Source organism: Nitrosococcus wardiae, from assembly GCF_004421105.1.
In the GTDB taxonomy this organism is placed as follows: domain Bacteria; phylum Pseudomonadota; class Gammaproteobacteria; order Nitrosococcales; family Nitrosococcaceae; genus Nitrosococcus; species Nitrosococcus wardiae.
The window spans coordinates 3,706,115-3,723,669 of the sequence record NZ_CP038033.1 but is presented as its reverse complement, the minus strand read 5'-3'; the positions used below and the strand labels follow the sequence as shown (position 1 = coordinate 3,723,669).

General features: G+C 51.7%; 18 protein-coding genes. 12 read left to right on the top strand and 6 right to left on the bottom strand.

What is annotated here, in order from left to right:
• Nucleotides 1-8: 8 nt before the first annotated feature.
• The 3 genes from E3U44_RS20510 to E3U44_RS17525 all read right to left on the bottom strand — a co-directional run bounded on the left by E3U44_RS20510 (nucleotide 9) and on the right by E3U44_RS17525 (nucleotide 1,191).
• Nucleotides 9-251 (bottom strand): helix-turn-helix transcriptional regulator, encoded by a 243-nt coding sequence (locus E3U44_RS20510; RefSeq protein ID WP_134359908.1) that lies wholly within the window; start codon nucleotides 249-251, stop codon nucleotides 9-11.
• A 200-nt stretch (nucleotides 252-451) separates the two neighbouring features.
• Nucleotides 452-631 carry a hypothetical protein gene (locus E3U44_RS17530; RefSeq protein WP_134359362.1) on the bottom strand — a complete coding sequence of 60 codons (180 nt, stop codon included), beginning with the start codon at nucleotides 629-631 and terminating at the stop codon, nucleotides 452-454.
• A complete protein-coding gene (locus E3U44_RS17525) occupies nucleotides 628-1,191 on the bottom strand; it encodes a hypothetical protein (protein WP_134359361.1) in 564 nt (187 codons plus the stop codon). The genes E3U44_RS17530 and E3U44_RS17525 overlap by 4 nt, the downstream gene beginning before the upstream one ends.
• Nucleotides 1,192-1,634: 443 nt before the next feature.
• On the opposite strand from E3U44_RS17525, the gene E3U44_RS17515 reads away from it, so the two are divergent.
• Genes E3U44_RS17515 through E3U44_RS17490 form a run of 6 tightly spaced genes read left to right on the top strand, consistent with a single transcriptional unit; the run spans nucleotide 1,635 to nucleotide 7,158 of the window.
• Complete coding sequence (locus tag E3U44_RS17515) at nucleotides 1,635-3,767, top strand: type I restriction-modification system subunit M (RefSeq protein WP_134359359.1); 2,133 nt, start codon at nucleotides 1,635-1,637, stop codon at nucleotides 3,765-3,767.
• A complete protein-coding gene (locus E3U44_RS17510) occupies nucleotides 3,767-4,570 on the top strand; it encodes a restriction endonuclease subunit S (protein WP_240761838.1) in 804 nt (267 codons plus the stop codon). Before E3U44_RS17515 ends, E3U44_RS17510 begins: the two co-directional genes overlap by 1 nt.
• Nucleotides 4,552-5,157, top strand: coding sequence for a restriction endonuclease subunit S (locus tag E3U44_RS17505; RefSeq protein WP_134359357.1), 606 nt, complete (start codon nucleotides 4,552-4,554; stop codon nucleotides 5,155-5,157). Before E3U44_RS17510 ends, E3U44_RS17505 begins: the two co-directional genes overlap by 19 nt.
• Nucleotides 5,154-5,684: an ATPase gene (locus tag E3U44_RS17500; RefSeq protein ID WP_134359356.1), complete on the top strand. Its 531-nt coding sequence runs from the start codon at nucleotides 5,154-5,156 to the stop codon at nucleotides 5,682-5,684. Before E3U44_RS17505 ends, E3U44_RS17500 begins: the two co-directional genes overlap by 4 nt.
• Nucleotides 5,681-5,866: a hypothetical protein gene (locus tag E3U44_RS17495; RefSeq protein ID WP_134359355.1), complete on the top strand. Its 186-nt coding sequence runs from the start codon at nucleotides 5,681-5,683 to the stop codon at nucleotides 5,864-5,866. Before E3U44_RS17500 ends, E3U44_RS17495 begins: the two co-directional genes overlap by 4 nt.
• Before the next feature lie 20 nt (nucleotides 5,867-5,886).
• Entirely contained in the window at nucleotides 5,887-7,158 is a 1,272-nt protein-coding gene (locus E3U44_RS17490) for a type I restriction endonuclease (RefSeq protein WP_240761644.1), read from the top strand.
• A gap of 568 nt (nucleotides 7,159-7,726) precedes the next feature.
• Here E3U44_RS17490 and E3U44_RS17485 read toward each other — a convergent pair.
• Both E3U44_RS17485 and E3U44_RS17480 read right to left on the bottom strand, forming a co-directional pair.
• Nucleotides 7,727-8,863, bottom strand: coding sequence for an SGNH/GDSL hydrolase family protein (locus E3U44_RS17485; RefSeq protein ID WP_134359354.1), 1,137 nt, complete (start codon nucleotides 8,861-8,863; stop codon nucleotides 7,727-7,729).
• Between the two features lie 710 nt (nucleotides 8,864-9,573).
• A complete protein-coding gene (locus tag E3U44_RS17480) occupies nucleotides 9,574-11,334 on the bottom strand; it encodes a hypothetical protein (protein ID WP_134359353.1) in 1,761 nt (586 codons plus the stop codon).
• 1,048 nt (nucleotides 11,335-12,382) lie between these two features.
• On the opposite strand from E3U44_RS17480, the gene E3U44_RS17475 reads away from it, so the two are divergent.
• From E3U44_RS17475 to E3U44_RS17465, 3 genes are all read left to right on the top strand, one after another.
• Nucleotides 12,383-12,763 carry a hypothetical protein gene (locus tag E3U44_RS17475; protein WP_134359352.1) on the top strand — a complete coding sequence of 127 codons (381 nt, stop codon included), beginning with the start codon at nucleotides 12,383-12,385 and terminating at the stop codon, nucleotides 12,761-12,763.
• A 266-nt stretch (nucleotides 12,764-13,029) separates the two neighbouring features.
• The gene (locus tag E3U44_RS17470; protein ID WP_240761643.1) at nucleotides 13,030-13,614 is read left to right on the top strand and encodes a cation efflux transmembrane domain-containing protein; all 585 of its coding nucleotides are present in this window, start codon (nucleotides 13,030-13,032) and stop codon (nucleotides 13,612-13,614) included.
• 313 nt (nucleotides 13,615-13,927) lie between these two features.
• Nucleotides 13,928-14,212 carry a HigA family addiction module antitoxin gene (locus E3U44_RS17465; protein ID WP_134359029.1) on the top strand — a complete coding sequence of 95 codons (285 nt, stop codon included), beginning with the start codon at nucleotides 13,928-13,930 and terminating at the stop codon, nucleotides 14,210-14,212.
• A 388-nt stretch (nucleotides 14,213-14,600) separates the two neighbouring features.
• On the opposite strand, the gene E3U44_RS17460 is transcribed toward E3U44_RS17465, so the two are convergent.
• Complete coding sequence (locus E3U44_RS17460) at nucleotides 14,601-14,930, bottom strand: hypothetical protein (protein WP_134359350.1); 330 nt, start codon at nucleotides 14,928-14,930, stop codon at nucleotides 14,601-14,603.
• Nucleotides 14,931-15,483: 553 nt separating this feature from the next.
• Here E3U44_RS17460 and E3U44_RS17455 point away from each other — a divergent pair.
• The 3 genes from E3U44_RS17455 to E3U44_RS17445 all read left to right on the top strand — a co-directional run bounded on the left by E3U44_RS17455 (nucleotide 15,484) and on the right by E3U44_RS17445 (nucleotide 17,550).
• Nucleotides 15,484-15,927: an Hsp20/alpha crystallin family protein gene (locus E3U44_RS17455; protein ID WP_134359349.1), complete on the top strand. Its 444-nt coding sequence runs from the start codon at nucleotides 15,484-15,486 to the stop codon at nucleotides 15,925-15,927.
• An 18-nt stretch (nucleotides 15,928-15,945) separates the two neighbouring features.
• A complete protein-coding gene (locus tag E3U44_RS17450; RefSeq protein ID WP_134359348.1) occupies nucleotides 15,946-16,341 on the top strand; it encodes an Hsp20/alpha crystallin family protein in 396 nt (131 codons plus the stop codon).
• A 273-nt stretch (nucleotides 16,342-16,614) separates the two neighbouring features.
• Entirely contained in the window at nucleotides 16,615-17,550 is a 936-nt protein-coding gene (locus tag E3U44_RS17445) for an ABC transporter ATP-binding protein (RefSeq protein ID WP_134359347.1), read from the top strand.
• Nucleotides 17,551-17,555: the final 5 nt, after the last annotated feature.

The window sequence follows — 17,555 nt, the reverse complement described above, 5'->3', positions numbered from 1 at the left end:
GCCTCCCCTTAAGCCCGCGTCTTGCGATCCGCGTGAAGCTTGATCACTAGCGCACGGATTTCGTCGTCGGATTTTCCAGCAATGCGGGCCGCATTGATTGCCTTCACTTCATCCTCAGGCCAGCCCACAGCGCGTGCACCCAGGGGCACCGGCTTGGGGAAGCGACCTTCGGAAATATGTAGGTAAATCGTCGATCGTGAAAGGCCAGTGCGGGCCTTCACGGCGGGAAGTCTAAGGATTATCGCACCCATATTTGTACCTCGTAGGGCGGTGTTGAACAGGGGTACGAATTGTGATGCCACCACTTCGGGCAGAATAGCCAGACAAGTCCAGAAAACCCGCCGCGAAAAATTGGGGGGGGGGTAGGCAAGTTCCCCGGTGGGGGGGAGTAAGTTAGAAACTGCGCCAGTCTTGAAAGCCAGCATTGGCGCGGCTCTAGGGGGTGGGTAGGTTACTCGCCGGGGGTCTTGGGCGCGCCGCCGCCAGGTTGCCAGTTTGCTACCTTTGCAGCTTCCTGAATACCGGCTTCGTTCAACTTCCCTTTATCATCGGTCAGACAAAATTCCGCCGCATGTTCGCGCAGCCACTTCGCAAGCGCCTGTTTCGGATGCTTGCCATTGGGATCGGTCACAGCTTGCCATGCCCGCACCGCCGCCGCCAACTTGGGAGCATAGCGGGGATTCGTCGGGTCAAGGTAATCGGGGGCATCGGTCGCTGCTGGGAAGAAAAAGCCGGTGCGGATGCCCTAGCTTTCAGCCAGATGCGCAGGTTGTCACGTTCGATAGTGGTCTTGCTCCAGTCCGGTTCTACCCGATAAATAATGCCGCGCCGCCTAGCGTATGTCGGGTCTGCTTCCCATGCTTCAGCAATATCGGATGACAGTAATTCAATATCGATTGTGAAGCGCTCGCCGTAGTCTGGCGCTTCATCCCACCCCCGTTCCCATGCAGATCGGCGAATAGTTGCTCGCAGCTTGCCTCCGTTGATCGCATTGGTCAGCGCTGCGAATGCGGTTTGAACCCACGCAATGCTATAGCTGTCGGTCAGCCCAGTTTCATTCTCAAAGTATGCTGCATCGTCGGAATTGAAGCGAACCGCATTTGGATCAAACCCAGCAATCAGCGCTGCCGCCTGCTGTACGGTCAGCGGATCAGCAAGGCTCCAAAGTGGATTGATCTCCTTAAAGTCCATGTTGTGCCCTTTCGCAATCGCCTTTGTACTAGCCAGGCTAAGGCTCCTGCTTTTCACTGTAGGGATCAGCCGAAGGCTAGATATGGCCCAATAAAAGTGTTTGTGCTCATAAACTACAGGCGATAGTCAGCCCTAGACTCTGGTCCATCTTTTACTGCCTATCACGCTATAACCACTTGGATTATACGGGACTTTACAGTACCTTACAGTATATTTGCAGTGAATTGCCGGGGGAGGGATATGGCTATCATCAAGACCACCACGCTGACCCTATCGTATCGAGCCCAGCCTGAAAGAAGCGATTCGTATTGCTGCGTCCGCGAGCACCATTCCATCGCCAATAGGGTAGAGGTGCTGTTCCGGGACTACTGCGTGAATAACGGCATCTCAATCAAATCACACAATAAGCAGCGCAGACCAAAGTAGGCATAGAGCAGGAATTTATGAACCACGCAATTTACAATAGCTTTGTCAACTTTATCTGGGGCATCGCCGATGACGTTCTGCGTGATGTCTATGTACGCGGCAAGTACCGCGACGTGATCCTGCCGATGACGGTCATCCGCCGTCTCGATGCTGTACTGGAGCCGACCAAAGAAAAGGTGCTCGGTATGAAGCAGCAGTTGGACACCGCCAAGATCGCCAACCAGCATGCCGCGCTCTGCCAGGCCTCCGGCGAGGCCTTTTACAATGTCTCACCCTTTACCCTGCGCGACCTGAAATCCCGCGCCAAGCTCCAGCAGCTTAAGGCCGATTTCGAAGCCTACCTGGACGGCTTTTCCCCCAATGTTCAGAAAATTCTCGACAAGTTCAAATTCCGCAACCAGATCCCCACGCTCATCGATGCGGACATCCTCGGCCATCTCATCGATAAATTTCTAGATGCCCGCATCAATCTCAGCCCCAAGCCGGTGTTGGATGTGGACGGCAACGAGCTGCTTCCGGCACTCGACAACCACGCTATGGGCACCATCTTCGAGGAACTGATCCGCCGCTTCAACGAAGAAAACAACGAAGAGGCCGGTGAGCACTTCACGCCCCGGGATGTGGTCAGGCTCATGGCCGACCTCATCTTTCTGCCAGTAGCCGACGATATCGAATCCGGTAGCTACCTCGTCTATGATGGGGCCTGCGGCACCGGTGGCATGCTCACCGTGGCCGAAGAACGCTTGGCGGAGCTAGCCGTAAGCCACGGCAAGGAGGTCTCCATCCACCTCTTCGCCCAGGAGGTGCAGCCGGAAACCTATGCTATTGCTAAGGCCGATCTGCTGCTCAAAGGCGAGGGGGGCGGGGCCGAAAACATCAAGTACGGCTCCACGCTCTCCAGCGATGCCTTTCCGTCCCAGGAATTCGATTTCATGCTCTCCAATCCACCCTATGGCAAGAGCTGGAAGACCGATCTCGAACGCCTTGGCGGCAAGGGCGATATCAATGACCTGCGCTTTGTAACCCAGCATGGTGGCGACCCGGAATACAAGATGATTACCCGCTCCAGCGACGGGCAGCTCATGTTCCTGGTCAACAAGCTCGCCAAGATGAAGCATGCCACCCGCCTCGGCAGCCGCATCGCTGAGGTCCACAACGGCTCGTCGCTCTTTACTGGCGACGCTGGTCAGGGCGAGAGCAACATCCGCTGCTGGATCATCGAAAACGATTGGCTGGAGGCCATCATTGCCCTGCCGGAGAACATGTTCTACAACACCGGCATCGCCACCTATATCTGGGTGCTGACCAACCGCAAGAGCGAGGAGCGCCGGGGCAAGGTCCAGCTCATTGACGCCACCGAATGGTTCGTGCCACTGCGCCGCAATCTCGGCAAGAAGAACTGCGAGCTCTCCGAGGAGCATATCTGCGCTATCTGTGATCTGGTGGTGAATCCGGCCGAGACCGAGAAATCCAAGATCTTCCCCAATGAGGCTTTCGGCTACTGGAAGGTGACGGTGGCTCGCCCGCTGCGCCTCGCCGTTGACCTGAGTTCGGCGCATCTGGAACGGTTCGAGAGAATCTGCGCCAAGGCCAAGGAAGAGCCGCTGGCCAAGCTGGCCCGCCGAGTGGCCGAGAACCTAGGTGCTGGACCGCACCTGGATTTCAACGCCTTCATGGATACCTGCGGCGCTGATGCCAAGGCGCATGGAATCAAGCTCACCGCCAAGCGCAAGAAGCTGCTGCAAAGCGATCTGTGCGACACTCGCGAGGACGCTGCGCCGGTGCTGAAGAAGATTCACAAGCCGGGCAAAGCGACGCCCGATCCCATCCACGGCCTGTTCGAGGTCGAAATAAATGGCAAGCCTTGCGTGGTCGAGTACGAGCCGGATACTGCCCTGCGCGACAGCGAGCAGGTGCCGCTGCTGGAAGAAGGCGGCATAGAAGCGTTCTTCCAGCGCGAAGTGCTGCCCTACACCCCGGATGCCTGGATCGACCCGGGTAAGACACTGGTGGGCTACGAAATCTCCTTCACCCGCCATTTCTACCAACCAGAGCCCATGCGCACGCTGGATGAAATCAAGGCTGATATCTACGCTCTGGAGCAAGAGACCGAGGGACTGCTGGAACAGATTGTTGGCGAGGCTGAGTGATGAAACTGGCCCCCTATCCAGAATACAAAGATTCCGGTAGCCCTGCGGCTCCTAAGATTCCTGCTCAATGGGCGGTGCATCGTTGTAGATATCTATTCCGTGAAGTGGACGAGCGCTCTAAAAATGGGCGAGAAACCCATCTTTCAATGAGTCAAAAGCATGGATTAATTGACAGCTCTAAAATCGACAAATGGCGTTTACAGTCAGAATCCTACGCTGGCGGAAAGCTCTGCAAAAATGGAGACTTAGTTCTTAACCGGTTGAAGGCCCATCTTGGCGTTTTTGCTTATGCAAAGCAGCCTGGTGTAGTTAGCCCGGATTATACGGTTCTCCGACCAATTACAGATGACGACCCAAAATTCTTTGAACTCCTATTCAAGACCCCACCTTTTATAACAGAATTCACCAAATCCACTAAGGGAATCGTAAAAGGCTTCTGGCGGCTTTACACAGATGATTTTTATTCTATTCGTGCCCTTGTGCCCCCACCCGAAGAACAACAACAGATCCTGAGATTCATTGACGCGCTCACCGCAAGGGCAAACACATTCATCCGCAACAAGCGGCGGCTCATCGAACTGCTCAAGGAGCAAAAGCAGGGCATCATCAGCCAGGCCGTAACCCGAGGGCTCGATCCCAATGTCAAGCACAAGCCCAGCGGTGTGGAATGGATCGGGGATATTCCGGAGCATTGGGAAGTTGCTCGACTAGGCCAGGTATCAAGAGTTATTGATCCGCATCGTCACATAGAAACCCGCCACTCGACGTTAACGGAGTTCCATTCCTGGGCGTCGGAGATCTAGACATAGATGGAACCGTCATAAGGGATGGCCATCGTGTGGCTGAAGAAGTGTTTTTGGAGCAAAACAGGCGTTTCCAAATTGAGAACGGTGACTTGGCGATTGGAAGAGTCGCCTCTGTTGGGAAAGTTGTTCAGCTCAGGAAACAAAAGATTTGCCTCTCAGGAAGGCTGGCAGTGCTCAAACCTCAGATTGATTCAATGTTCCTATTCTATTCGCTAAGCGCGCCATACGTGGTAGGGCAAATTTCCGTTGGAACAGATTTGACCACCCTAGGCGTGCTTGGGCTCAATAAACTGAAGCGAATTAACATCTTAGTTCCACCGGAAAAGGAGCAGGAGGCAATAGTAAAGTATGTAGGAACTGTTGTAGAACCGATTGAAAAGGCCGTTCTGCGCGCGGAACGCGAGATCGAGCTGATGCGCGAATACCGCACCCGACTGATTTCCGACATGGTCACCGGCCAAGTGGATGTGCGCGGCGTCCAGGTGCCGGAGATTGCCGAGGAAGCGTTGTCGGCGTTGGATGAAGACACTGCCGAGTCCGATGACGTGATCGACGACGGAGTTGAAATGAAGACCGGGACATGACCAGGCAAGCAGAGAAAAAAATCATCATCATTGCCGGACCCAACGGCGCAGGAAAGACCACCTTCGCCGAGGAATTTCTGCCGAAGGAGGCGGCTTGCCCGAGTTTTGTCAATGCCGATCTCATCGCCGCCGGACTGGCCCCATTCGAGCCGGAACGGGCAGCCTTCCGCGCCGGGCGGCTGATGCTGGAGGAAATTTACAACCACGCCCGGAAAGCCGAGAGTTTTGCCTTCGAGACCACGCTGAGCGGCCGGGGCTACGCGGGTTTGATTCCCGGCTGGCGGTCAGACGGTTATACCGTCAAGCTATTTTTTCTCCGGCTTGCCTCGCCGGAACTGGCCATTGCCCGGGTTCGGCAGCGGGTACGCGAGGGCGGCCACAACATCCCCGAGCCGGTCATTCGGCGGCGTTTCGCGGCGGGGCTGCGTAATTTCGAGAATCTCTACAAACCAGCGGTCGATGAATGGGCGCTATACGACAATTCCGGTAGCGAACCCGTGCTTATCGAGGAAGGAGTGAAATCATGAGTGATCAGTCTGTCGATTCCGGCAAGGAGAACAAGCGGCGCGATCCCGATTTGGCAGCGGCGGAAATCGCCATGAAGCGGGCGGCGGAGAAGGCCCGGCAGAGGGCCAGAGAGGTGGGCGCAGGCGTTGTGGTATGGAAGGATGGCCACATCGTGGAAGAGCGGCAGAACGCACAGCCATAAAATGGATGAAAGTGGTGCGGATGAAGCCGACTGACACCAGCGAAAAGGGCCTAGAATCTATCATCGTTACCTCCCTTGTGGAGGAGTCAGGTTATGTGCTGGGTGACTCGAAGGATTATGGCCGGGAACACGCTGTTGATCTGGCTAAGCTACTGCAATTCCTGTCTGCCACGCAGCCTGATACCCTGGAGACTCTCGGCATCGATCAAGAAGGTCCCAAGCGCACGCAGTTTCTGCACCGGCTACAAGGGGAGATCGCCAAGCGTGGCGTAATCGATGTGCTTCGCGGCGGCATCAAGCACGGCCCGGCCCATATGGACTTCTTCTACGGCACCCCAACGCCGGGCAATGTGAAGGCCGCCGAGCGGTTTACGGCCAATATCTTCAGCGTCACCCGCCAACTCCGCTACAGCCGCAACGAGACTGCACTCTCCCTCGACCTGGCTGTGTTCATCAACGGCCTGCCCATTGTCACCTTTGAACTCAAGAACAAGCTCACCAAGCAGACGGTGGACGATGCAGTTCAGCAGTACAAACGCGACCGGGACCCGAAGGAACTGTTATTTCAGTTCAGCCGCTGCGCTGTGCATTTTGCCGTGGATGACCACGAGGTGCGGATGTGCACCCATCTTAAGGGCAAGCACTCCTGGTTCCTTCCCTTTAATAAGGGCTATAACGACGGCGCGGGTAATCCGCCCAATCCTGGGGGGCTCGCCACCGACTACCTGTGGAAGGAGACCCTCACCAAGGAGGGCGTGACCGATATCCTGGAAAACTACGCCCAAGTGGTGGAGGAAAAGGACGAGAAAACCGGCAAGAAAAAGGTCAAGCAGATTTTTCCCCGCTATCATCAGTTGATGGTGGTGCGGATGCTTCTGGCCAATGCCCGGGAGAGCGGCGTCGGTAGACGTTACCTAATCCAGCATTCGGCAGGTAGCGGCAAGAGCAACTCCATTGCCTGGTTGGCGCACCAGCTCGTGGGACTGGAGCATGATCGCGGTGCACTATTCGATTCCGTCATTGTGGTGACCGACCGGCGGGTGCTGGACAAGCAAATCCGCGATACCATCAAACAGTTCGCCCAGGTCGCAGCCACGGTTGGCCATGCCGAGCATTCCGGCGATCTGCGCAAGTTTCTCAAGGCCGGCAAGAAAATCATCATCACCACGGTCCAGAAGTTTCCGTTCATCCTTGATGAAATCGGCAACGAGCATCGTAGAGCCAAGTTCGCCATCATCATTGACGAAGCCCACTCCAGCCAGGGCGGTCGCTCGGATGCTGCTTTTCCTTAGGAATGAGGAAGCGAAAGTCGATATCAGGCAGCGCTTAGGCAGTGGATGACCCGCTGGAAAATAAAAAACCCGGCTAGCCATAGGGACCAACCGGGAAAATCTGGAAGTACTTCCGGGGGGTATTTTGAAAAAAATCGGCGATTGGGTCAACGAAAACTTAGTGTTGCAGAGCGGGCAACAGAAGTCCTCAGAGAGTACGACCGAATCCACGGGTACAGCGAAGATAAAGATTGCAATGTTATCGACATCACAGGGCAGTGTTTCCGAGTTAACTGACAGAACCATCGTGTGCTTTACATATAATCTTTACCCTTTGTGACCCCAGCATCTGGACTCAAAAATTTTTCACTTCATCTCTAGTTTTGCTTTGACGCTCTTAATCACTGCGCTAATACGCTGTATTTTTTCGACGGGCACTATTAATAATAAAAACAGAACAAGAAACGTAATTCCAACTTGCAAACCGATTCCCGTATTTGCGAAGCAACCGCTCCGCTGCAAGCCTTCGTTAGGCTAAACAGTTAATTCCTGGATTTCGCTTCGCTCCATCCAGGCTACCTCGCTATCACTAGTCAAGGAAGGCACATTGTGGCGGTGCATCATTCTGCGCTGGCCCGCTCAAGCCAGGCTTAGTTTGTCCCACTAAAGGGAAAATGGCCTTGTAGAAACAATTACCTATGAAAGCGTGCGCCGCAGCGCTTGGATGTACCCGATCCCAGAACAGGTAGGCATCGGGGTTTACACAGACAGTCCCCCCACCAGTAAAAGTTAAGTCATCGCCTTGGAAGCATCGGTCTGTGACATTCTCAAAGCCATACAAATCGGGATTCTCGACCATATTTCGTAGCAGATTGTGGAAATCAAAGCGAATAATCAGTACCTTCAACCCGGCCTGTTCCAGTTTGGCCTCTACATTGTCCAATTCTGCAACCAGGCGTTGATTGAAGGCGGCAGAGATTCCACTGGCAAAGGCTCTGTAACCGGGCAGGGGTACCCCTGTTTCGGTTCCATTTTCTAATCTGATCACTGCAGGCACCACCCCCCAGTCGGGTCCATTAGGCACCAGAAAAATTCGCGCCCCGCTTGCCGCCAGGTCCTTGATAGCATCGCCAATCTCTTTAGCCGCGGTAGAGACCTTCTTGATGATGTCATCTGTTGAAGTCCGCATCGCCGTTTTTGCCTCCTCGCGATCATCGTTCGCTGCTCCAATGGCATCCTGAATATTGTTAGCCCCAGCGAATAGTACAAAAAGTGTGTCCGGATCTATCATGCCACCGGATGCAGCTAGGCCAACGGTGAAACTGTTCACTTGGCCTACTACCCCCAACAACTCTAATCCACTGCGGTGTCCATTAGTGCGAGCACCACCGTAAGCAAAATTATTCCCGTTGCCGGGCTGCCAGCCGCCGAGAAGGATGGATTGGGTGCAATCCACCGACTCGATAGGTTCCACGATCAGATCTAACAGGTCAGCCATATGCTCTATATAGACAGGACCATTGGAGAATCGACCCATGAAGTACTCTTCACTAGGAACTTGCTGTGAAGTAAAACACCCTGTTAACAGCCAGACATTACCTTGATCGGAGAGGCTGTCGCCGAATACAAAGATCTCAGGGGGAAAAGCAGTAGACACCTTCCCTTCAACGGGCATACACAGCGCTAGAGCTAAAAGAGTAATTTTTAAGCTATATAAATTTTTCACATCATCTCCTTCTTAACTAGCAACAGGAATGCAGTCTAAACATGTAAACAGACTGACTAACCTGCGTCTTAATCATACGCAACCGGATACTGGCCAATACCTATTTTTCCCTTATATCAACGGATTACTCATTCTTTCAGCCCATATGAGCTTTGGTAAATACGCACATCAACTCTATTTTTCTTCGTTTTGCGAGCTGCTCCTTATAAGACGTATACCGTCTCTTCAACGGAGCAAAAATCGCCGATATCATCTATATAGCTGAGTTGTTCGATGTTGCCAAGAAGCGTGAATTCTCTAGACTAGCAAGATGAGGAGAGACCGAACTGCAGTTCGTTATGGCGAAATTCTAATCAGTTGAAATATTTTCATAAGATTACATGTAGAGAAAAACAGGGATAAGGAAAAGGAAGGGGTAAAATTAGATGTTCGCCTTAACATGAAGTATATTCATATCTACTCATTGAAGGGCGAAAAAAATTAATGAACCGCTATGCGCTAGCCTTCTATCTGGCTCGCAAAGCGCTGATTACTCCAGCCAAAGGGCAAAAGTTGAATTTTAAAAAAGATCACAACGGAGGCGCAGGGGACGCAGAGAGAAAAAACAAGTATTGAATTTAAAAACAGAAGCAGGAATTAAGAAAATTACTGCTTCTGATTTAAATGCCTAATTCCGTGTCCTCCGCGTCTCCGGTGATATTTTGTTTTACTTATTTCACCAGTGGTGAGGCGAAAAGAAAGCCCCATATGAAATCCACCGGCAGTATGTTCAGAGCAGGCGGTGTGGCATTGGCGTAGTACCAGTCCGGATTCGGAATGCCGTGAGCGCTGCGTGCGTAACCGAATTCGCTGAGGTTATTTTCAAATACGCCCAGTCCGAAGAACGTATAACAGTATTTACCGTTGAGTACCGACTGGGACTCGCTGCAAGCTAATGTTTTGTCTTTAGGCATCGGGGTCACCTTGATACCGGCGCGCGCGTGGCAGGTGATGCAGCTGGAGCCGTCCATAAAGCCTGCTTCGGTAATCGAGTTGCCGAGCAGGTTGCTGCGGCCGGTTGAGTCGACGAAATCCACTTGTGAGCCTTTCAGGCGATAGTTGCGCCAGGCCAAGTCTTGCGGCGTAGGTTCTTTCGGGTTGACGGAAGGCTTGATGCCGATCGAAAGATCATCCAGTACGCTCTCTAATCCGGCACGAATCGGTTCCGGGGGATAAATGCTGTCGCGATCGAATACCACACTGGGCGAATTTAAGTTATCTGACTTGGTTTTCGGTGCAATGTAATTGTCGGCGACATTCTTCGGCAGGTTCGGATTGGGATTGCGGTAACCGTAGGAATCGTTACAACCGGTAATGTCACAGCGTCCCGGCATCTGAATATGCTCGAATGTTGTCCATACCCACTTGGGAATGTCTTTTGATGAAATATGGAAGGCCATCAGATAATGCGTGCCTTCTAGGTTGCAGGTTTTGTTATCACCGTAACTGATTGGGGTAATTAAATGCTTTTTAATAAAGCCGGTTTCCGGCGTGTCCTGGATACCCAGTTGCTTGGCGAGGCCTTCATGTAACCAGTTGCTTTTAATCATGATGGCGTCGGCCGGCAGGTCGATTTTCGACAACGCTGAGGTCGCGTCTTTTGAAGTGTAACCGTTAAGGCTGCGATAAGGAGCGTTTTTCTGCAGATTTTGGCTGTGTCGTAGAAATGCTTCAGCCACGCCGTCGGCATTGTATAAATTATTGCGGAATAGATAATAGTGAAAGCTGCGGTTGCGCACGGTGATTTCCGCGTTGGTCTGGCGGACGATCCGGCCAATGCTTTCGGACTCGCTGATAGTCTTCTGGGTGATAATGTCCGCTGGAGTAACGCCTACCGCTGCGCAAGCCGGTGTTTCGCCTTCTTTCAGCTTCGGTTGGCGGATTTTCTTTATCAGCCGCTCTTCCAACAGCGTAGCATCGAAGGGCATGGCGGGGTTGTGATGGGCCATGATCGACGGCCGTCCTATGCGAGCCTCGGGTTCGGCTTTTAGCAGCTTTGCGCTGGTTTGAGCCCGGGCAAGGTCCAGCGGAAACACCGGACAATGCCCGGCCGGATTTTTATCGGGGTGATTGGGAGTGCAACAGTTTTCTCCTGGTTTTTCCGGATCGGCGCACAATGGATAAGGTACGGCCGGCCAGTTTTGGGTTTCGTCGGCCCAGTTGGTCCAGAATTGATCGCGCACGACTTCGGTAAACAGCTGCCAGGAAAACATGTCAGGGCAGGTCATCGACAGGTTGCGAAGTACGCCGGGTGTAACGATCTCTCCGTTTTCTACCGACATACGGCATTCTTCCGAATCTTTCACCTCACTATGGAAATACATGGCGTAGTCCACGGAATTGAGCGCTGCGTGAACCGGCGTTTGAACTGTTATTGCAAATGCAAAAGCGGATAGCAACAGGGCGAGAATCCTGCTTTTTTTTAATTCCACTGTTATTTTCTCCATTATTCTTATTTCAATACTTCGGACAGTTTTGGGCCAACGTGCTACTAATAATCAAAGGCTTAAAAAAATACTACTGAAAGGTGGCCCTAACTTAAGATCTTTATTCGTCTTGTAACAGCAATTCATTAATTATTCTGAATAAAAGCTGTTCGAAAACAGAAGTCCCGCCATCTCAGCAGCGGGGCTGTTCTATCGTCCGTTACTCGCCTCGTCTCTCAGTGCTGAAGTGCGCCCTAATCAGGAAGGTGCTCCATTTGATATTAACGTTGCGAAATATCAGCTTGAAATGTCAGAGTTGTTGACGGTTCAACCAATGGGTCCTGCTGTAGCAGTTTTGCTGATCCTTGTAGATATCCAATCAGAAACGATTACCTTGACAAGGTTATCATTCCTGAAGAGGCAAAGTATGCGTCTAAGGGTTCTAAGATCATATATATCCCTACCTTGAATGAGATTAAGTCAACGGTTCCGAGCCTTGTCCCATTATGAGCTTTCGGAAAGAATCAGAGAGATGATGTCTAATAACAGCTTCAACCTAAACAGATAACAGCGGGCTATTTTCTACTCGTAGAGGGCTGAGCAGGTAAAAGGTGAGGACCGCCGGTGCCATTCCATTGCGCGGGTGAGAGGCAAAAGCGCGGCTCTCAGTAAAGAAGTTATCATTTCAATCCTCGCTCAAACACTATGAGCGCTATACTTGATTAAGGGATGCGCATAGGCACTATGGGCATAATGTTTCATCTGGAGGTGCATGAATCATTTTAACTTGAGTTTAGTGGAGTCTGCGCCTCTGCCTTATCTGCTTTCCGTTCCTGGTACAGTTCCGTCAGTAACTGGAACATGGCCTATCTTGTGCTTTCTCCATGGTTATGATGAAGGGCCTCCGGCGCCGATCCGGCAGGCGCTCACAAGGCATGGCCCTCTACAACCGACAAGCGCTTCAAAGGCCACAACAGAGTTTATTGTCGTGGCTCCGCAGTTGCCTGCCCGAGGTGATTTATGATATCGCTATGCGGATGCTGTCCTGGCCATCGTGCAGCAGGTACAAGCATTAAATCATGAAGCCCCTGAACAGCGGTTTCTGACGGGCTTTAGTTTTGGGGGCAACGGTGTTTTTGATCTTGCACTAGAACAGCGTAACTTCTGGGCTGCGCTCTGGGCGGTGGACCCTACCCGTGTGCCAGTGGAAGATCCAGGGCGTCCAGTGTGGCTTTCTTATGGGGAAGTATCCCGGCCTAAAAAATTGAGCTTTATCCAATGCCTTCACTTAGAGCCATTGCAGAGTGAGACGCCGGGAGAGCGCGTCTATGTCGATCAAGGCCAAGATCATGTGGGTACTGCCACATTTGCCTATCAGGATGCTAGGATTTACAGTTGGCTTCTTTCAAATTCTTTATCGAGCCCCCGTGCTTAAGTAAATGTAGGCCTATTGCGGGTAGTTGAAATCCAGCGGCAAACCTCAATGCCGGCGAGATTCAGCCCCATAAGAACAGCCGCGGAAGGGGAGGATTTGGCTGCTATACGCGAAGCGGGTTGCAGGTCGGGGGTGCCTATAGGCTATAATTTTTCTAAGGATGAAATAAACTCTCATTTTGAGCAAAGCGTCGTTTAGTGTCTACCTCATGTTAGGTTGCAAATGAGGTTTTGGGAATGAGTGGTTGCTGCGATAACAGCTGTTCGTTGGACGCTCTACGCGAAGGGCAGCGAGTAACACTCCAGACTGTGCTTGGTATCAATGCAGTGATGTTCCTGGTTATTTTGGTGGCAGCACTGTATGGCAACTCAACGGCACTGCTGGCAGACAGTCTTGACAATCTTGGAGACGCCTTCACCTATGCTCTGAGCCTATACGCCGTCTCAAGGGGCGCTAGCGCTAAGGCAAAGGTCGCGCTGCTCAAGGGTAGCTTAATTTTTCTGGCTGCTCTCGCTGTGATTGCCCAAATTGCCTACAAGCTTATTGTCCCAAGCACCCCTCTGTTCGAGGTCATGGGTGCTTTCAGCCTTCTCGGTCTTACTGCAAATTCAATTTGTCTTTTCTTGCTTTGGCGACATCGTCATGAAGACGTCAATATGAGTTCTGTGTGGGAGTGTTCGCGAAACGACATCGCATCAAATCTCTCTGTATTTGTGGCAGCTGGGGCGGTGTGGCTAACTGGCTCGGGATGGCCCGACATCTTAGTCGCACTTGGTCTAGTTTGGCTCTTAATGCGTTCGGCCATTCGTGTCATAAAATCAGCCATAGAAGAACTTCATGCGGCAACTTAATCAACCTAACCACGCTATCAATCGTAGCCAAAGGGTCAAGCCCTGTCAGGTCTTTTGCCGCTTGGGATTTGCGATAACATTCGGCTCATGAGCCACACTTTAATCACCATTCTTGCATTAGGCTAAATATCAGGTTTCCAGAGGAGCACTGAACAAGGCTTGCTCCTTTTTTGCTTCGGGTGATGGTGTGTAACACTGCTGAGAGCCTCATTTTTTTGAGAACCAATTCACATTTTGGCTGATTGCTCGACGTTATACGAATGAGGATCCGTAAGATATCGAAGGTGTGGATTCTCATTGAGGAGGGCAAGCCATGTCGAAAAACGGTATGCGCCCAATTCACCCGGGCGAGATTTTGCAAGAGGACTATCTAAAACCGTTGGGAATGAACGCGAATGCGCTAGCCAAAGCAATGCATGTGCCGGCGCCACGCATCAACGATATTGTGCTTGAGCGGCGCGAAGTAACAGCAGATATGGCGATGCGCCTGGCACGATATTTTGATACGACCGCCGAGTTTTGGATAGTCTTGCAAACAGAGTACAACTGGGATACAGCTGCAATCGAGCAGGCAAACCTCATTGACAGCAAGGCTTAGCCCCATAAGAACAGCCGCGGAAAGGGAGGATTGGCCGCTATACCCGAAGCGGGTTGCAGGGGATGGCTTTGCCGACAGGCCAAAAAAAAAGACGGCAAGGGAAACATCCCCTATTTAGTTAATTAAATCAATAACTTAAATAAAAATAAGCGAGCTAGGAAGTAGGGAATCGGAGGTTCGAATCCTTCCGGGCGCGCCATATAAATCAAAGGCTTGTCATACCAATTTCATGTAATTTTGCGCAGTATAGGTCTAATGTAAACAAACGCTTACAATCTTAATAAATTGCATTCTTTTGTTAAATTGGTATCACTACTCGCGCTGAGCTTTTTATTTCTGACCGCAGAGCGCGAGGGAGAGGCCACTCAAGGGACTTCCCTCGATAGAGTTATAAGAGCTTAAAGTGGGACTCAAAGCCGCGTAACTGGAGCATTTTCTTTAGATTGGAATGGCCCCCCATCAGCAGGAGGTCGGCCGGTGCTTTAGTGAGGCTGTCCTTTAACATCCAGAGCAGCGTATAACCGGAATCGTGAATCGCGTGGGTCCTGCTCAGGTCAATGATAATTGTCATCTCGGAATCGCGGACTTGTTGTGCCGCCTCCCAAAATTCCCGGCACAGGGAAAAATCTAGGACCTCAGGGGAAGTTAAAAAGACGGCGTGGTCTTCAACCCCAGCCCCGAAGCTATGGGCTACTGCTCGGTGAGTCGCTAAGGACATGAGAACCTCCCTTCATTGCCAAAGTACTCGTTAATCATCGGGCCACCTGTACTGAACAGGGATTTGGCCACTTGTGGTGACTTTAGAACGAGTAGCTAAGTAAAAACCAAAACCCTTGTAATGAAAATGGGTATTTCTACCTACTTTTTGGCGGTTTCCCTAGCTTCTATAATAATTAGGTTCATCAGGATTAATGCATGAAATAGTTCCAAATCTAATGAATTAATCCATTGAATGGGTAATGGGATGACCAAAAGAGGCCTTTGGTTTATTTCCTGAATTATCGTTTCTGCATTGGCGACCACTTCTTGAATTAAGTGGCCCATCGGCCATATCGCTCCAGTAGATGATCGTTTCGTATTGAATCAAACATTTTGTTCACCGAGCCGGTGTTTGAGTGGATTGGCTTCATTAAATTAGGAATCCTTATAAGTGTGTTGAAGTGGTATCGGGAAAACAGTTGTTCCAACACTCTTGAAAAACATAACCGAGTCCCAATTTTTCAACAGGAAGGGCTGATCAGATCAATCAGCATCAATAAGGAGGTATAGATATGTTCGGTAATCGGGCTAATTTTGAAGCCGGCTTATTCAATGAGTTTAGGCGTTTGGAACAGGAAATGGATCAACTGTTTGGGGCAACACCTTGGCCGAGCGGTATCCGGGCAGTGGAGAGGGGAACCTACCCGCCTATCAATGTGGGAAGCACGCCCGATCAGGTCGATGTCTACTTATTTGCCGCGGGCTTGGATCCTAAAAGTCTGGATATTTCTATTCAGCAGAATCTACTGACCGTGGCCGGTGAGCGCAAGCTAAGCACCGAGGAGGGAGTCAATTATTACCGCAAAGAGCGTTTTGACGGCACGTTTCGCCGTGTCGTGACCCTACCCGAAGATGTGGATCCCGATCAGGTGAGTGCCCGCTATCGGGACGGGGTCCTGCATGTCACTATCCAGCGGCGCGAGTCGGCTAAGCCGCGGCAGATCGAAGTGAAATAATCAGCAGGAGGGGACAAAATGGCTGAGACAAAAGAAGTGGGCAGAGAGGGCGCTAAGGCGGCTCAGGAAGTAAAGGAAATGGAACGTGCGATCCGGCCGGCGGTCGATATCTTTGAGGATGCGACGGGCATTACATTGCGGGCGGATATGCCGGGGGTATCACGAAAGCGGCTCCAGGTGCGTATCGACAGTGACACCTTATCCATTGAGGGCAGAGTAGATATTCCGGTGCCAGAAGGCACGCAGCCCCTCTATGCCGATGTTCGCTCTACCTGTTATCAACGCAGCTTCTCCCTCAGCAGAGAATTGGATGGGGACAACGCCGAGGCCACTCTGAAAGAAGGGGTGTTGACCTTGCGTATCCGCAAGCGAGAGGAGCATAAGCCTCGCAAGATCCAGGTGCATACCGAGTAGTCAGACTACTTGGCTTGCCGTCATTATAGTAGAGATAAAGAAATTGCTCCGGTCCCATGGGACCGGAGCGACTGAAACAAAGATAGCCGCTGAGGGGGCTATTGAGGGAAAGCCTATTGAAGGAGGAAGGCTCTTATATCCCAAAATTAACCTCTATTTTTACCCTTCTTTAAAAAATCCTTGCCCGAGGGGGTGGGGAAGAACTAGATCATGCATTTAGCCCTCTGGAGAGGCAATTTAACTCAATAAAGAATAAATTACAGGAGCGCTTTGATGATTCAAGTAGAAGCGTTGACCAGAACCTACGGTGATCTGACAGCAGTCGATCAGGTCTCCTTCGAAATTGGTCAGGGCGAGATTGTGGGATTGCTTGGCCACAATGGTGCGGGCAAAACCACTATTATGAAAATGTTAACCGGCTATTTGGAACCGACTAGCGGTTCCATTGAAATCGATGGCCTGGATATCGCGACCCACCGTGAAGCAGTCCAGCGCTATATTGGTTATCTGCCGGAGAATGATCCCCTTTATTCTGAAATGACTGTGATCGACTATCTTGATTACGCCGCCTCGTTGCATGGTGTTCCCAACAGTGAACGGGCTGAGAGAATCCGGGAAGCCATTGACAGAACGGAACTATCAGCCAAGGCGGCAGATACCATTGGGACCCTTTCCAGGGGGTATTGCCAACGGGTAGGTGTGGCTCAGGCGATTCTCCATAATCCTCGCCTGCTCATTCTTGACGAGCCCACCAACGGCTTGGATCCAACCCAGGTGCAACATATGCGGGATCTCATTCGGACTTTGGCAAAGCAGGCTACCGTCATCCTCTCCACCCACATTCTGCAAGAGGTTCAGGCTATCTGCGATCGGGTTATCATCATCCGCAATGGCCACAAGGCATTGGACGCCACCATGGATGAGCTGCAGGCTGGTAGGCGACTATTGGTTGCTGTTGATGCCGGGCCGGAGCAGGCGCTCGACCTATTCAAGTCGGTCGACGGTATCCAGTCCGTGGAATCATTGAGTGCATGGGGGCCGGGGCACCGTTATGCCCTTGGCCTGGACAGTCAGGGCCAGCTCGCTGACACCGCACCTAATGTTGCCAACCGAATTGCAACGGCGGGATGGAAGCTCTATGCCCTGCAACCGGAGAGCCGCGATCTGGAAACCATTTTCGGTGAAATCTCAGCACAGGAGGGGAGGTAAGCAAG

Bases quoted from the DNA above. Each gene is read 5' to 3' on its own strand.
- E3U44_RS17460 (WP_134359350.1), bottom strand. From the start codon at position 14,930: ATGTCCTTAGCGACTCACCGAGCAGTAGCCCATAGCTTCGGGGCTGGG.
- E3U44_RS20510 (WP_134359908.1), bottom strand. From the start codon at position 251: ATGGGTGCGATAATCCTTAGACTTCCCGCCGTGAAGGCCCGCACTGGC.
- E3U44_RS17465 (WP_134359029.1), top strand. From the start codon at position 13,928: ATGTCGAAAAACGGTATGCGCCCAATTCACCCGGGCGAGATTTTGCAA.
- E3U44_RS17490 (WP_240761644.1), top strand. From the start codon at position 5,887: ATGAAGCCGACTGACACCAGCGAAAAGGGCCTAGAATCTATCATCGTT.
- E3U44_RS17525 (WP_134359361.1), bottom strand. From the start codon at position 1,191: ATGGACTTTAAGGAGATCAATCCACTTTGGAGCCTTGCTGATCCGCTG.
- E3U44_RS17445 (WP_134359347.1), top strand. From the start codon at position 16,615: ATGATTCAAGTAGAAGCGTTGACCAGAACCTACGGTGATCTGACAGCA.
- E3U44_RS17510 (WP_240761838.1), top strand. From the start codon at position 3,767: ATGAAACTGGCCCCCTATCCAGAATACAAAGATTCCGGTAGCCCTGCG.
- E3U44_RS17455 (WP_134359349.1), top strand. From the start codon at position 15,484: ATGTTCGGTAATCGGGCTAATTTTGAAGCCGGCTTATTCAATGAGTTT.
- E3U44_RS17495 (WP_134359355.1), top strand. From the start codon at position 5,681: ATGAGTGATCAGTCTGTCGATTCCGGCAAGGAGAACAAGCGGCGCGAT.
- E3U44_RS17450 (WP_134359348.1), top strand. From the start codon at position 15,946: ATGGCTGAGACAAAAGAAGTGGGCAGAGAGGGCGCTAAGGCGGCTCAG.
- E3U44_RS17500 (WP_134359356.1), top strand. From the start codon at position 5,154: ATGACCAGGCAAGCAGAGAAAAAAATCATCATCATTGCCGGACCCAAC.
- E3U44_RS17515 (WP_134359359.1), top strand. From the start codon at position 1,635: ATGAACCACGCAATTTACAATAGCTTTGTCAACTTTATCTGGGGCATC.